This window comes from Klebsiella sp. BIGb0399 (assembly GCF_003752615.1).
GTDB classification, from domain to species: domain Bacteria; phylum Pseudomonadota; class Gammaproteobacteria; order Enterobacterales; family Enterobacteriaceae; genus Klebsiella; species Klebsiella lignicola.
On record NZ_RKHT01000005.1, the window covers coordinates 486,366 to 499,175 of the forward strand.

General features: G+C 54.5%; 12 protein-coding genes and 1 pseudogene. 4 read left to right on the plus strand and 9 right to left on the minus strand.

Going from position 1 to position 12,810, the window contains the following annotated elements; all coding sequences use genetic code 11:
- Positions 1-12 precede the first annotated feature (12 nt).
- Complete coding sequence (locus EDF82_RS25355; RefSeq protein WP_306305617.1) at positions 13-183, minus strand: YnfU family zinc-binding protein; 171 nt, start codon at positions 181-183, stop codon at positions 13-15.
- Between the two features lie 75 nt (positions 184-258).
- Positions 259-471, minus strand: a complete 213-nt coding sequence (gene cspF / locus EDF82_RS02650; protein ID WP_071787615.1) for a cold shock-like protein CspF — start codon at positions 469-471, stop codon at positions 259-261.
- Between the two features lie 279 nt (positions 472-750).
- Here cspF and EDF82_RS02655 point away from each other — a divergent pair, with 279 nt between their 5' ends.
- The gene (locus EDF82_RS02655) at positions 751-969 is read left to right on the plus strand and encodes a cold shock domain-containing protein (RefSeq protein ID WP_023279058.1); all 219 of its coding nucleotides are present in this window, start codon (positions 751-753) and stop codon (positions 967-969) included.
- Between the two features lie 378 nt (positions 970-1,347).
- A complete protein-coding gene (locus tag EDF82_RS25360) occupies positions 1,348-1,575 on the plus strand; it encodes a hypothetical protein (RefSeq protein WP_072051401.1) in 228 nt (75 codons plus the stop codon).
- A 432-nt stretch (positions 1,576-2,007) separates the two neighbouring features.
- On the opposite strand, the pseudogene EDF82_RS25250 reads toward EDF82_RS25360, so the two are convergent.
- The 6 genes and pseudogenes from EDF82_RS25250 to EDF82_RS02695 all read right to left on the minus strand — a co-directional run bounded on the left by EDF82_RS25250 (position 2,008) and on the right by EDF82_RS02695 (position 9,036).
- Positions 2,008-2,665 (minus strand): annotated as a pseudogene (locus EDF82_RS25250) (SOS response-associated peptidase).
- A 201-nt stretch (positions 2,666-2,866) separates the two neighbouring features.
- The gene (sapB, locus tag EDF82_RS02675) at positions 2,867-3,832 is read right to left on the minus strand and encodes a putrescine export ABC transporter permease SapB (protein ID WP_123754060.1); all 966 of its coding nucleotides are present in this window, start codon (positions 3,830-3,832) and stop codon (positions 2,867-2,869) included.
- Positions 3,829-5,472, minus strand: a complete 1,644-nt coding sequence (gene sapA, locus EDF82_RS02680; protein WP_123754061.1) for an ABC transporter substrate-binding protein SapA — start codon at positions 5,470-5,472, stop codon at positions 3,829-3,831. The genes sapB and sapA overlap by 4 nt, the downstream gene beginning before the upstream one ends.
- 368 nt (positions 5,473-5,840) lie before the next feature.
- On the minus strand, positions 5,841-6,125 hold the full coding sequence (locus EDF82_RS02685; RefSeq protein WP_123754062.1) for a hypothetical protein: 285 nt from the start codon (positions 6,123-6,125) through the stop codon (positions 5,841-5,843).
- A 197-nt stretch (positions 6,126-6,322) separates the two neighbouring features.
- On the minus strand, positions 6,323-6,637 hold the full coding sequence (locus tag EDF82_RS02690; protein ID WP_123754063.1) for a PTS sugar transporter subunit IIB: 315 nt from the start codon (positions 6,635-6,637) through the stop codon (positions 6,323-6,325).
- A gap of 92 nt (positions 6,638-6,729) precedes the next feature.
- Entirely contained in the window at positions 6,730-9,036 is a 2,307-nt protein-coding gene (locus EDF82_RS02695; protein ID WP_123755458.1) for a helix-turn-helix domain-containing protein, read from the minus strand.
- 172 nt (positions 9,037-9,208) lie between these two features.
- On the opposite strand from EDF82_RS02695, the gene EDF82_RS02700 reads away from it, so the two are divergent.
- Positions 9,209-10,378 carry a M20 aminoacylase family protein gene (locus tag EDF82_RS02700; protein ID WP_123754064.1) on the plus strand — a complete coding sequence of 390 codons (1,170 nt, stop codon included), beginning with the start codon at positions 9,209-9,211 and terminating at the stop codon, positions 10,376-10,378.
- 26 nt (positions 10,379-10,404) lie between these two features.
- Positions 10,405-11,796 (plus strand): MFS transporter, encoded by a 1,392-nt coding sequence (locus tag EDF82_RS02705; RefSeq protein ID WP_123754065.1) that lies wholly within the window; start codon positions 10,405-10,407, stop codon positions 11,794-11,796.
- Here EDF82_RS02705 and pspF read toward each other — a convergent pair.
- The gene (pspF, locus tag EDF82_RS02710) at positions 11,787-12,791 is read right to left on the minus strand and encodes a phage shock protein operon transcriptional activator (protein WP_187042807.1); all 1,005 of its coding nucleotides are present in this window, start codon (positions 12,789-12,791) and stop codon (positions 11,787-11,789) included. The genes EDF82_RS02705 and pspF overlap by 10 nt on opposite strands.
- Positions 12,792-12,810 lie beyond the last annotated feature (19 nt).

Sequence of the window (12,810 nt, forward strand, 5' to 3'; positions counted from 1 at the left end):
GATCAGTTGATACTAGCGCCGTGAGATAAACAGGGCTTTACACCGAGGGCAAAGCATGGCCTGATTGCGCCGGATTTTTGCCATCGGTTGAACTGATTTGAAACCACAAACAGTGCAGACAACAGTGGCAGTAGATGCACCGCTGAAGAATTTCATTGCGTAATTGATAATAGACATAACCATTAACCTTTCAATGAATGAACTTCACCGTATCACATATGGTTAAGTTTTAATCTGTTTATTTTGTGACCCTGAAATTCAGGAGAGGTAAATGTTCGCAGCCACAGGCCCTCTGGGACCATTGATCCGACAGAATTCTATGCGGCTTCCTGGGATGAGTAATTCTGATTCGCGGGAGTTAACGGCTGAAATGTGAAGCAGAACATCTTTTCGCCCATCTGAAGGGATGATGAGGCCTTTACCACTGAGAATGTCAAAGCTTTTGACAATGCCTGTCATTTTATGGGACAAGTCGATTCCTTATTAAAAACACGTAAAGACTATACATTCAAAATAGTATATTGCCACACTTAATTTTCCTGCAGGACTTCTGGATGGCTAAAAAATAATTTGCGTATTAGTATCTCCCGTGTCTTAATGAATCCTGTTAGTTCAATGTACAAACGAACGTTAAACATTTTCTGGTCAGTCCTCATTACCAGGCGCTATCGCTGATATCCCCTCCTTTTGAGTCATACCTTTAATACTATACGTTTACTATTAATACTATCATGTATAACGGGAGTCAGTATGTCCACAAGAATTAAAGGTTTGGTAAAATGGTTTAACGAAGATAAAGGTTTTGGTTTCATTTCACCTCTTGACGGAAGCAAGGATGTCTTCGTCCATTTTTCCGCACTCCATGGTGAGAATTTCAATACCTTATTTGAAGGGCAGAAAGTTGAGTTCGCCATGCAGAGTGGTGAAAAAGGGCCTGCTGCTACAAACGTAATACTTTGCGATAAATGAAGATTTGTGGGCCCGCGACAACGATGAAGGATTATTCCTGAGTAGACAGGTCCATAAATTAAATCAGAGAAAGTCGGTTGTTTTTTTAATATCAGGTCAACATGTTTTTCGCAATTATGAGTGTGCTGACCGATGTGATGAAGTGCAGGACTGCTGCCTGAAAGCCTGAAAGCCTGAAAGCCTGAAAGCCTGAAAGCCTGAAAGCCTGAAAGCCTGAAAGCCTGAAAGCCTGAAAGCAGAAGCTAACTGCTTGTTAAATAATAAAGTGCGTAAGAGACGAGACTGCCTTCGAAAGCATCACGTCCCTGATTGTATTTTAATTGCATCGGCATTTATAGAAGAGAGTGACGGGAAAGACTAACAGAATTATGGTGGCATATGATAAAAGTACTCGTTTTCTTTAATACCGAATCCTGTAAAGTCATGACCGTTCCGGAGGGTACATCCTCAATCAGACAGGAATACCCAAACGGTGAAGAAATACATCTACAGATTATGTCTGCAGGCTTTCCTTCATTAACCGGTGATCATGATGTTATTTACGTAGCCTCTGACAGACAGTTAATGTCACAGGAAATACTCGATGCGTTCCGGAAATATTTATAGCATTTTCGTTATGTTCTCTGCTTCAAATTGAATTGCGTATTTACCCTATTTATCAGAAGCGAACAAAGAATGAGTTAAAATCTTTGTGGCTTGCTAATAGCAGGCTTTTTTTTACATGTTCATTTTTAATAATCGGTCTCATATAAGGAAGTCACTCTTTGTGCACTGACAAAATGCAGATATCTTTCTAACCTGATGACTTTGCTGCTGGAATGTTCATCATGCACGACTGAAGCCGCGAGTCATGGGGGGATACCTAAATATTTACCGGGAGGAACCCGGCATCATATTGATACATCCAGACAATGCAACAAGGGCTTTTTCACCGGATATTCCGTTTTCTGACCCAGTAAGTTATTATCGAAAAATTATTATTTATTTCCGCTTTTGGCATTAGGCGTACGTCTGGCTATGTGCATTTGATTGCCTCAATCAATTATTCCCCTGATTTTTCACATTTCTTACGGCGCGCGTCACTGCATGCCAGATAAATTTGTCTGCGGGCACGGTGCCATTCGCAGCTAACTCCTCTGACTCTTTCCCTCCAATGTCCTGCCTCATCCATTATCTTGCTGCTTCTGGCGACAGTACCAGAGGCTGGTGGTCGTGGATATCTATTAGACCTTTTTCTGTTGCTGCGGTGACGATCAGAAAGCCTTCTGTTTCGTCTCCACGTTCAAATGGTGTGCTTCCGATTGCCGCCATGAATATCGGCTGGCCATCGGCGCGATGGATAAAGTAGAGTGGGTTGCTTCTTGTCACCTTCTTTCTTCCATCCGAAGCCCCCATCAGCAAAGCAGATCGCCCGGCCATGTTGCCATAGCGCCTTAAACATCCTGCTGGTGGCCACAGTTTCAACACGCGCGTTAATCAGTGGAGCCTTATCCCACCACCCGGGCGCATAACCCCAGAAGACAGGATCGATATGCAGTTGTTCGTCGCGTTCGCTCAGGAGCAAAACCTTTGTACCTGGCGACACGTTGTACCGGCCGATTGGTTCGGGGTCATAAGCGATATCCCGCTCAGCCTCTTCAGCCAAATAAGCCAGGTACTCTTCACGGGTTTGTGATTGAGCAAAGCGTCCGCACATGGTTACCTCCCGTTTGCAGACTGAAAGTATAGAATGTGTGGAGGAGTAGGAAGAGAACTCCGACAGCAATCAAACTGATGACTGTCGGAGCTAACGTTAAAAACAATGTGTACAAAATTGTGTATTAAAGTCAGGAATATCGAAGAATTTTAAAATTTAACTCATTGTTTTTAATTGATAAAGGTTTTTGCTTTGTAGGTGCTATCGTAAGGCATACCATTCCTTATGTTTCAGCGGGTTAGCCATCGCTCCCAGAATGTCTGATATCACGTTGACGGTAATCACCAGTGCGCCAATCACCATCACGCCTGCCGAAATCGCGGCGTAATCCTGCTGGCGGATGGCATTAATCAACCAGCGGCCCAGGCCCGGCCAGCTAAAGACCATCTCGGTGATCATCGCCAGGGTCAGCATGGTTGAAAACTGCAGGCCAAGACGCGGGATCACCGGCGGCAGGGCGTTGTGCAGCACGTGGCGATGTAAAATCGTGCGTCGTGAAACGCCACGGGTGGCGGCGGCCTTAACATAGTTGGTGTCATACACTTCGCTGGTGCTGATGCGCATCAGGCGGATCACTTCGGTGGTAGGCGCCACCGCCAGCGTGAGGACCGGTAAAACCATATGGCGCGCGGCGCTAACGATCATCTCATGGCGCCACGGTGAATCGGAAAGCCAGGCGTCAATCAGTGCAAAGCCGGTAACGGTTTTCACTTCATAGAGCAAGTCAAAGCGCCCGGAAACCGGGAACCAGCCGAGCGTCAGGGAGAAAAACAGCGTCAGCAATAGCGCCAGCCAGAACACCGGAATCGAAAATCCCACCAGCGCGAGGGCGCTGATCAGGGTATCCGGCCACTTATTGCGCATGATGCCCGCCAGCATCCCCACCGGGATACCGATTAACAGCGCAAAGCCAAACGCGAGGATGCACAGCTCCATGGTCGCCGGGAACACCTCTTTCAACTGCTCTGAAATCAGCTGGCCGTTAATGCTGGAGACGCCGAAGTCCCAATGTAGCAGTCCGGTGAACCAGAACTGCCAGGCATTCCACAACGAGGCGCCCTGCAACGGGGCATGGGGCGTAAAATAGCTCAGGCTGAAGCCCACGAAGGTCAGGAAAAAGAGCGTCACCAGCAGGAGCAGCAGGCGGCGCAGGGTAAAAATAATCATGGTTTTTTCACCTCGTCTTTTTTCTCCCGCGAGACGCCCGCAAAGGAGGCGTTACCGAACGGACTCAGGATCAGACCTTTCATATCATAGCGGTAGGCCTGCAGGCGCAGCGATGACGCCAGCGGCAGCACCGGCAGGTCGCGAGCCAGGATATGCTGCGCTTCTTTATAAGCCTCAATGCGTGAAGCCAGTTGCTGTGAGCGTAGCGCTTTTTGCAGCACCTCATCGAATTCGCGGTTGCACCAGTGGGCAAAGTTGGTCTGCGAGGCAATGGCCGCGCAGCTCAGCAGCGGACGGAAAAAACTGTCCGGGTCATTACTGTCGGTAGCCCAACCGGAAAGGGTCAGATCGTGGTTCATGTCCATCAATCTGGCTTCCTGGAATCGGCCCTCCACCGGCACGATAATGACCTTCACGCCAATTTGCGCCATGTCCGCCTGGATAAGCTCCGCGGTTTTCAGCGGGCTGGGGTTCCAGGCCTGCGAGCTGGTCGGGACCCAGAGCTTCAGCGTCAGCTTTTCCAGACCTAGCGCTTTAAGCTGGGCCCGGGCTTCCTTCGGGTTGTATTCCGTGATTTTTGCGTCGTTATCGTAGGCCCACGAGGCGCGCGGCAGCATCGACGCGGCGGTTTCGGCGGTACCGTAATAAATGGACTGCATCAGACGCTGGTTATTAATGGCCAGCGCCAGCGCGTGGCGAACTTCGGGTTTATCAAGCGGCGGTCGGGCGGTATTGAACGCCAGCCACGCGATGTTCATGCCCGGGCGCAGCGTCAGGCGCAGGCGCGGATCGTCACGGAGGATCGTTAACTGGCTGGCAGCCGGCCAGGCCAGCACATCGCACTCACCGGTTAACAGTTTCGACAAACGCCCCGTGCCGCCAGAGCCGAGATCGACCACCACCTGCGGCATCAGCGGCTTACCGCGCCAGTAGCCAGGATGGCGCTGCAGGCGTACATACTGCCCCGCGCGATACTCTTCAAGCTGGAACGGACCGGTGCCGACCGGCTGGCGATCGAGCTGTTCCTGGCGATCGACTTTGGCCAGCTGTGCGCCATATTCCGCCGACATCACCGAGGCATAGTGGGTCGCCAGATGCCAGAGGAACGAGGCATCCGGCTGTTTCAGGCGAAATTCGACGGTTTGATTATCCAGCTTGCGCACGCTCTCAACGCTGTCGGCGAACTGCAAACTGTCGAAATAGGGGAAGCTGCTGCCGTTGACGTTGTGCCACGGATCGTCGCGCTTAAAAATGCGGTTGAAGGTGAAAATCACATCGTCTGCATTAAAAGCGCGAGAGGGCTTAAACCAGGAGGTTGACTGGAAAGCGACGTGAGGACGCAGATGGAAGCGGTATGTGGCACCGTTATCCAGCACTTCCCAGCTTTCCGCCAGCTGCGGCACCAGCCGGTAGGTATAAGGGTCGACATCCAGCAGGCGGTCGTAGAGTTGAGCCGCTAAGGTATCGACAATCAGCCCGCTGCTGACTTTCTGCGGGTTAAAGGTATTGACCTGACCGCTCACACAGTAAACAAAACCGCTGTCGCGGATGTCGGCATCTGGCGGCAACGTGGGCGCGGCCATTGCCTGCGTACACAGCAGCGATAGCGTCGCCAGCAGGGAGGAGAGTTTCAGGCGCATAATATTTTTTTGGTTATAGAGCAGAGCTCTGTTTTATTAATGTTCAATGACATATTCCATCACCTTAAACGCTCACAGGAACCATTTCGTCAGTCGCTGCGTTATGTGCAAGAGCACCACTCCTTCGAGTATACCTCGTAAACCCATCCGGCGTTTTTATCTGCCATTTCCCTGAATAAACGCGTAAAACCCGCGAGGGCGCAAGCCGCGCCGATCGTCATGCGTCCAGGGAGGTGACGGGTTGATATTCATCAAAAACCTGAGGGTATGGTGCTCTTTTAAGCGCTTCTCAGCATATTCATGCGTTGTATGGGGGATAATGAAACATGGTATCTTTTTATGGCTGAATTCTCCAGTAAGCTTGGTGATTACAGCGGAAGCAGGCGGTTATAACGCCCGATATACTCCTTGGGTGTGATTTCAATTTCTGAGCCTTCACGATGGGTGGCCACGAAAGTCCGCAATACCATCCCGCTGCGTTTCTCGCTAATTTCCCAGCCTTGCTGGCGATAGGCATCAAGAGTCGAACGAATACACAGGTCCGAGAAAATCATCATCACCGACAGCGCAGGTGAATGATGATGCTTCATGGTGTGGGTTAAGCTGACGTGGGCCGCATAGCGACTAAGAGTATGAATATTAACCGGAATCATGTGCGTTTTCAGTCCATTGAACGATGATGGCGCAGACTATAATTCACATTGACACATCTTGCCAGTTACAAATATTTAACCGCCAGTGTGCTGAAAACACAGGGCAATCTGGCCAGGCAGACGACGGGGGGTAAAATGCGGGTTACTGCTGTTGCGAGCGACCCGCATGGCATCGCGAAGGCTGGAATCAGGCGCTATCAGGTGAGCGAATGGGCCAGTCTGGTCAGGGCAAACTGCAGTACTTTTTCGCCATCAAAGGCGGCGTAGGGCAGGCTTTCAATCACCGCAATCTGCTGGTTATCCAGCAACACGGCAGCGATCTCATCGGTCTTATATTGAATATGTGGCGCCACTAAAACCGCGTGGTAGGCGGGAGCCACGCTAAAGACATTCTCCAGACCGACGGCGCTAATCAGCATATTCATCCCCTGAGCATCCGCGATTTTTTGCATTTTCTTCGCTAAGAGGTTCGCGGTTTCCCCGAACAAGCAACATATCAGTAGTTTTTTCACGGTGTGATCCTCGATGGAGTCCCGTGTCTACATTATGCCGCTGCGGTTGATGAAAATGCGCAGTGCATCAATTAGTGCAGCAAATTGTCTGATTAATCACCTAACGGGGTGAACTCATAAAGCACCAGCGCATTGCTGTCCAGGGAGTCGACAATATGCCAGCCGCTCTCCGGTGCCTCTTCCGAAACGCTCAGCGCCGGGCGGGCCTTGTGCATCAGCCAGTGATAATCCTCATCGTCCGGGCCGCTGTGGCTGCGAAAGGCTTCAAACAGCGGGAATAATGCGCCGTGATGCTGATCGAACAGATGCTGCTTCACCCGCCAGCGCCCGTCAAGTCCGGACAGTCGGACGCTGTAGGGCTGACGAAAGCGCTGGATAAACGCCTCTTCGCTGGAGAGCCAGGGGTTGAACACTACCGTATTACGCAGCAGAAGCTGATACTGATTACCGTGACGTAACAGCAACATTTTTTTGTCGTTAACCAGCACGTCGCCGCGCAGCCGTCGCCATAACCACAGCACCCAGTATACGGGACGGGGCAGGCCGTGGAGATAATGCAGCGCCAGGCTGGAGGTATCCAGCTTACCGGTAACGCTCGATTCCCCTTGCAGGCCAGAGTTGAGCCAGAAGCCCGCCAGCCATACCTGCTCCGCCAGCCCCAGCAGGTTATCCATCAGCAATGCGCCGCGGAAAAACCGACCGTTGGTGTCGCGGGTATTGCCGGTTAAGGTATTCCAGGACAGCAGCCAGACCGGCAGCGACAGCTGACGCTGGCGCAGGGCGCTGTGGATCTGCCGCAGCTTATGTACCGGATAGTTTTCGCTCGAGGCCAGCTTGCTGCTATCCAACTGGGCCAGATCCAGTAGCTCATTGGCGTCGGCCTGGCAGGCGAGAAAGCTGGCTTCGCTGAGGATGGGCGACTGCAGCAGCGGATCATCGCCAATGGCAAGCTCCGGGAAGCGGTGCCAGACCCCCAGCTGCGGCTGCGACAGATAAGTCTGTAAGGTCTCTCGCTGCTGCAGCCAGGCATGCTGGCGGGCCGCTTCGGTGGCCTGGGGAGACCAGTGCCAGACAAAACGCCAGCTGGCGAGGGTTGCCGCCGGGAAATGGTTGGCGGCGAGGCGCAAAAAGCGCTGTAGCAAATCGCAGCGGGTGGTCAGCCCGGTATGTAAAATCACCCCCCAACCCATTTTCGCCAGCCAGCTGAAAATCTGCTGCAGGTTATACCAGCAGGCGTAGCCGGCCATTTGCGGGTCGTCCCAGCCGGTGGCAAACAGCCGGCTGCTGAGAAAAGGATCGTTAATATCAATCGCGTAGACCGGCAGGCTGCGGTGCAGCTGCTCCAGCTCGCGGCGTACATCCTCACGCAGTAAATCATCCAGCTCCCGGACGGTGACCACCATGCGGGTGTGGCGTAAGGTGGCGACGCGGGCCGGCAGCTGGCGCAGATCGATCTGCCGGGTTTGCTGCGGGTTGAGCAGCGGCGGCGGGTTGTCCCAGCCATTCTGTTCCGGCTCGTTGAGGCGGGCATAGAGACGCTCGACGGCCACCGGCTGCCAGATATCCACCAGCCCGGTGCGCGGGCGCCCGGATTCGCCGCTGGTTTGCGGGTGCTGCTGGCGAAACTGACGCGGTGTCACCTCATGCAGGCGTTTAAACAGATCGCTCATGATGCGGGTGCTGGCGAAACCTTGTTCCTGGGCAATCTGCTGGACCGGTTTGCGGGTGGCGATCAGCTGCTCCGCCGCCTTATTGAGGCGCAGGGCGGTAATGTACTGCATGAAGCTCATGCCCACTTCCTTGCGAAACAGGCGCGACAGCCAGGCTTCAGAGACAAACTCGGCGGCGGCAACATCGTGGAGCGAAAGCCGACGCTGGTAGTTTGCATCGATACGCGCCACCACCCGCGCAATGCGCCGGCTCCACTTCTCGGCCCCGCGTTTGGGGCTGGAAGCCAGCGGGCGAGAGAAACGGGTAGAGAGCAGCAGGGCAATCTCGCTCAGCCAGCGGTTGGCTTCAAGCCGGTAGCGGGCCTGATGATTCACCAGCTCTATCACCAGCAGCTGGCGCATTAACCGGCGGAGGTTATCATCGGCGTCGCGCGTTTCGTCGCTGACCTGGTAGCCCACGGCAAAGAACTCGCTATCGAGGCGTGTCAGCCAACTGCAGGACAAGGTCAGGAGCATCACTGCGTTACCGGCCGCCGCGTGCAGGCGCCACCGACGATTGCGGTTTACGATGGCCAGCTCGTCAGGGTGCAGTATCTGCTGCCCGTCGCCGTCATGCAGCTCTACGCGACCTTCCAGCACCCAGATCAGGGTTAACAGCTCACTCTCCGGCTGATTGAACTGCCGAATATCGCGGACCGCGACGCTAAAATCGCCTGAATGATGCTCCACCGTCACCTCTTCTCAAGGACAAAAAACAACAGGTCATTTTTTGTCATAACCGATCAGTATGAAAAACACTCATGAATAATCCGTCAATATAAAACAAAAAACCGCACTTTAATGCTAATCGGACAGCATAAACTCGAAAGTGTCGCGCAAACACAATCAAGGAATAACAAAAATGACACATCCGCTTATTGAGGCATTACAGGTTAAAGAAGCATCGTTTATTGAGCTGCGCCGTCGATTCCATCAGCAACCGGAAATTGGCTTCGAAGAACATAAAACCAGCGATGAGGTGGCTCGTCTGCTGACGGAGTGGGGTTATGAGGTACACCGTGGTCTGGCAGGGACCGGAGTGGTCGGAACCCTGAAGGTGGGCAACGGCGAGCGTCGTCTGGGTCTGCGGGCAGATATGGACGCGTTACCGATGCAGGAGGCCAGCGGCAAGGCCTGGGCCAGCCAGACCGATGGCCGGTTTCACGGCTGTGGCCATGATGGACATACCACCACGCTACTCTACGCCGCCGAATATCTGGCGCGTACCCGGCAGTTCGACGGCACGCTGCATTTGATTTTCCAGCCGGCGGAAGAGCTGCTGTATGGCGGGCGGGTGATGGTCGAAGATGGTCTGTTCGATAAATTCCCCTGCGATATCCTGTTTGGTCTGCACAACATGCCGGGGCAGGCGCTGGGGAAAATTGGCCTGCGCGACGGCGCGATGATGGCCTCTTCCGATACGCTGCATATTGAAGTGAAAGGGGTCGGCGGGCATGGGGCAGTACCGGAACACACCGTCGACGCGACGCTGGTCGCCTGTCATATCACCCTCGCGCTGCAATCTATTGTGTCGCGCAATATCACCCCCTTTGAACCGGCGGTGGTGACCGTGGGCAGTATCCAGGCCGGGCATGCGCCCAATATCATCAACGACAAAGTGCTGATGAAGCTGACGGTACGTACCCTCAACGAACAGGTACGTGAAACGGTCCTCCAGCGGATCCACGATATTGCCGTCGCCCAGGCGGAAAGCTTTAACGCCACTGCCACTTTAAGCCACATCAACGGCAGCCCGGTGCTTAAAAACGATCCTGCCGCCAATGAGATGGTGCGCACGGTGGCAACCTCGTTGTTTGGCGAAGCGCTGGTCGGCGAAGTGAAGCCCTTTATGGGTAGCGAAGATTTCGCCTTTATGCTGGAGCATAACCCGCACGGAAGCTACTTCACCATCGGCGCCGGGGACGAAGCCGACCGCTGCATGGTGCATAACCCGGGCTACGACTTCAATGATGAGATCCTGCTCAAGGGCGCGGCGCTGTGGTGCGGCCTGACGGAACATTATCTGCGTTAACCACTCGCGATGGGGAGGACCCACTTATGAGTTCCGTATCTCTGACCGAAGCACCTTTTGTTGGTACCGACCGTCTGCTGGCGGGCATTGTATTGAGCGTGTTGACCTTCTGGCTGTTTGCCCAGTCGGTGATTAACGTCGTACCGGCAATGAAAAACAGTCTTGATATCTCCCTTGAAACGTTGACGCTGGCGGTGAGCCTCAGCGCGTTGTTCAGCGGTTGCTTTGTGGTGGCCAGCGGCGGGCTGGCGGATAAATTTGGTCGGATGCGCATGACCCATATCGGCCTGATGCTGAGTATTGGCGGCAGTGCTCTGCTGGTGCTGGCGCAGGGGCCGTGGTTGTTTCTGGCCGGGCGGGTCCTGCAGGGGTTATCGGCGGCCTGCATTATGCCGGCTACCCTGGCGCTGATAAAAACCTGGTACGAAGGCAAAGCGCGCCAGCGGGCGGTGAGCTTCTGGGTCATCGGTTCGTGGGGCGGCAGCGGCTTATGCTCGTTTGTCGGCGGGGCTATCGCGACCGGGCTGGGCTGGCGCTGGATCTTTGTCTTCTCCATTGCCGTGGCGCTGGTGGCCTTGCTGCTGTTGCGCGGCACGCCGGAGAGCCGTAGCGCCAGCGCGCAGGAGCACAAGCTGGATATCAGCGGTTTGTTGAGCCTGATCGTCTCGCTGGTGCTGTTTAATCTGTTTATCAGCAAAGGCCACAGTTGGGGCTGGAGCAGCGGCCTGTCGCTGGCGATGCTCGCCGGCTCACTGGTATCGGGCGGGTATTTCATCCGCAGCGGGCTGCGTAAAGGGGAATCGGCGCTGATTGATTTTGCGCTGTTTCGCAACCGGGCCTACAGCGCTGCGGTACTGTCAAACTTTATGCTCAATGGCGCCGTCGGCACGATGATGATCACCAGTATCTGGCTGCAGAAGGGGCACAACCTGAGCCCGCTGGAAACCGGCGGAATGACGCTGGGCTATCTGGTCACCGTGCTGGCGATGATCCGCGTCGGTGAAAAGCTGCTGCAGCGCTACGGGGCCAGGCTGCCGATGATGACCGGGCCGGTCTTTACCGCAGTGGCGATCCTGCTTATCTCCTGCACCTTCCTCGATAAATCCGTCTATATCGTTACCGTCTTTCTCAGTAACGTGTTGTTTGGCCTTGGGCTGGGCTGCTACGCCACGCCGTCAACCGACACCGCGGTGGTGAACGCCCCGGAAAATAAAGTCGGTGTCGCTTCAGGGATTTACAAGATGGGCAGTTCGTTGGGCGGGGCGATGGGGATTGCCGTGACAGCGTCACTTTTTGCGCTGCTGTTACCGCTTGGCATGGCCAGCGCCGCGCAGTATGCCCTGTGGTTCAACGCGGCGATGTGCCTGGGCGCGACGGTAGTCAGCGCCCTGATGCTGCCGCGGCTGTCTCACAGCTGATGCTTTTTCAGCAACGCCCGTAGCTGGTGGTAGGTTAAGCCGAGCAACTGCGCCGCCTGTTTCTGATTGAACTTCGCCTGCTGTAGGCTTGCCTGCAGCAGGTTTTTTTCTTGCTCATGCTGGAAGTTTCGCAGATCCAGCGGTAGCGCAGTCCCGGCGGTTTGCAGGTCGGCATCGGCGCGCTGAGGTGACGACGCCGACGATTGTTGTTGATGAAAAGGGTTGATGATGATGTTGTCGAGTTCGCTGTCGCTGGTGCCATGGCGATAGACCGAACGCTCCACCACGTTTTTCAGCTCACGAATATTCCCCGGCCAGCGGTAGCCCAGCAGCGTGTCGCAGGCGTTTTCGCTGAATCCCGGAAACAACGGCAGCCCCAGTTCGCGGCACATCTGAATGGCAAACTGATTCGCCAGCAGCATGATGTCGCTTTGCCGTTCGCGCAGTGGCGGCAGCTGCACCACATCAAAGGCCAGGCGGTCGAGAAGGTCGGCACGAAAATGGCCGGATTCAACCATTGCAGGCAGGTCGGCATTGGTGGCACACACCAGCCGCACGTTGACCTGTAACGGCTGGCTGCCGCCGACGCGCTCCAGCTCACCATATTCAATCACCCGCAGTAGCTTTTCCTGTACCAGCATCGGCGCCGTGGCCAGCTCATCGAGAAACAGCGTTCCGCCATCGGCGCGTTCAAAGCGGCCGGGATGACGTTTGCTGGCGCCGGTAAACGCCCCGGCCTCATGACCGAACAGTTCGCTATCCAGCAGGTTTTCATTTAATGCCGCGCAGTTGAGGGAGATAAACGGCCCCTGCCAGCGGGAAGAGAGAAAGTGCAGGCGGTTAGCGATCAGCTCTTTACCAGTACCGCGCTCGCCAATGACCAGCACCGGTTTATCGAGCGGTGCCAGCCGCGAAACCTGTTCCAGTACCTCGATAAAGCTGTTGGCTTCGCCGAGCAGGTTGTCCTTGTAGTCCGCCATGATGAAATTCGCCATTTAATCGTGTGATTCACCA

What these genes read in the sequence shown, in the direction of transcription:
- sapA (WP_123754061.1), bottom strand. Translation starts at nt 5,472, where the DNA reads ATGCGCCTGAAACTCTCCTCCCTGCTGGCGACGCTATCGCTGCTGTGT.
- EDF82_RS02685 (WP_123754062.1), bottom strand. Translation starts at nt 6,125, where the DNA reads ATGATTCCGGTTAATATTCATACTCTTAGTCGCTATGCGGCCCACGTC.
- pspF (WP_187042807.1), bottom strand. Translation starts at nt 12,791, where the DNA reads ATGGCGAATTTCATCATGGCGGACTACAAGGACAACCTGCTCGGCGAA.
- EDF82_RS25355 (WP_306305617.1), bottom strand. Translation starts at nt 183, where the DNA reads ATGGTTATGTCTATTATCAATTACGCAATGAAATTCTTCAGCGGTGCA.
- EDF82_RS02705 (WP_123754065.1), top strand. Translation starts at nt 10,405, where the DNA reads ATGAGTTCCGTATCTCTGACCGAAGCACCTTTTGTTGGTACCGACCGT.
- EDF82_RS02700 (WP_123754064.1), top strand. Translation starts at nt 9,209, where the DNA reads ATGACACATCCGCTTATTGAGGCATTACAGGTTAAAGAAGCATCGTTT.
- sapB (WP_123754060.1), bottom strand. Translation starts at nt 3,832, where the DNA reads ATGATTATTTTTACCCTGCGCCGCCTGCTGCTCCTGCTGGTGACGCTC.
- EDF82_RS02655 (WP_023279058.1), top strand. Translation starts at nt 751, where the DNA reads ATGTCCACAAGAATTAAAGGTTTGGTAAAATGGTTTAACGAAGATAAA.
- EDF82_RS25360 (WP_072051401.1), top strand. Translation starts at nt 1,348, where the DNA reads ATGATAAAAGTACTCGTTTTCTTTAATACCGAATCCTGTAAAGTCATG.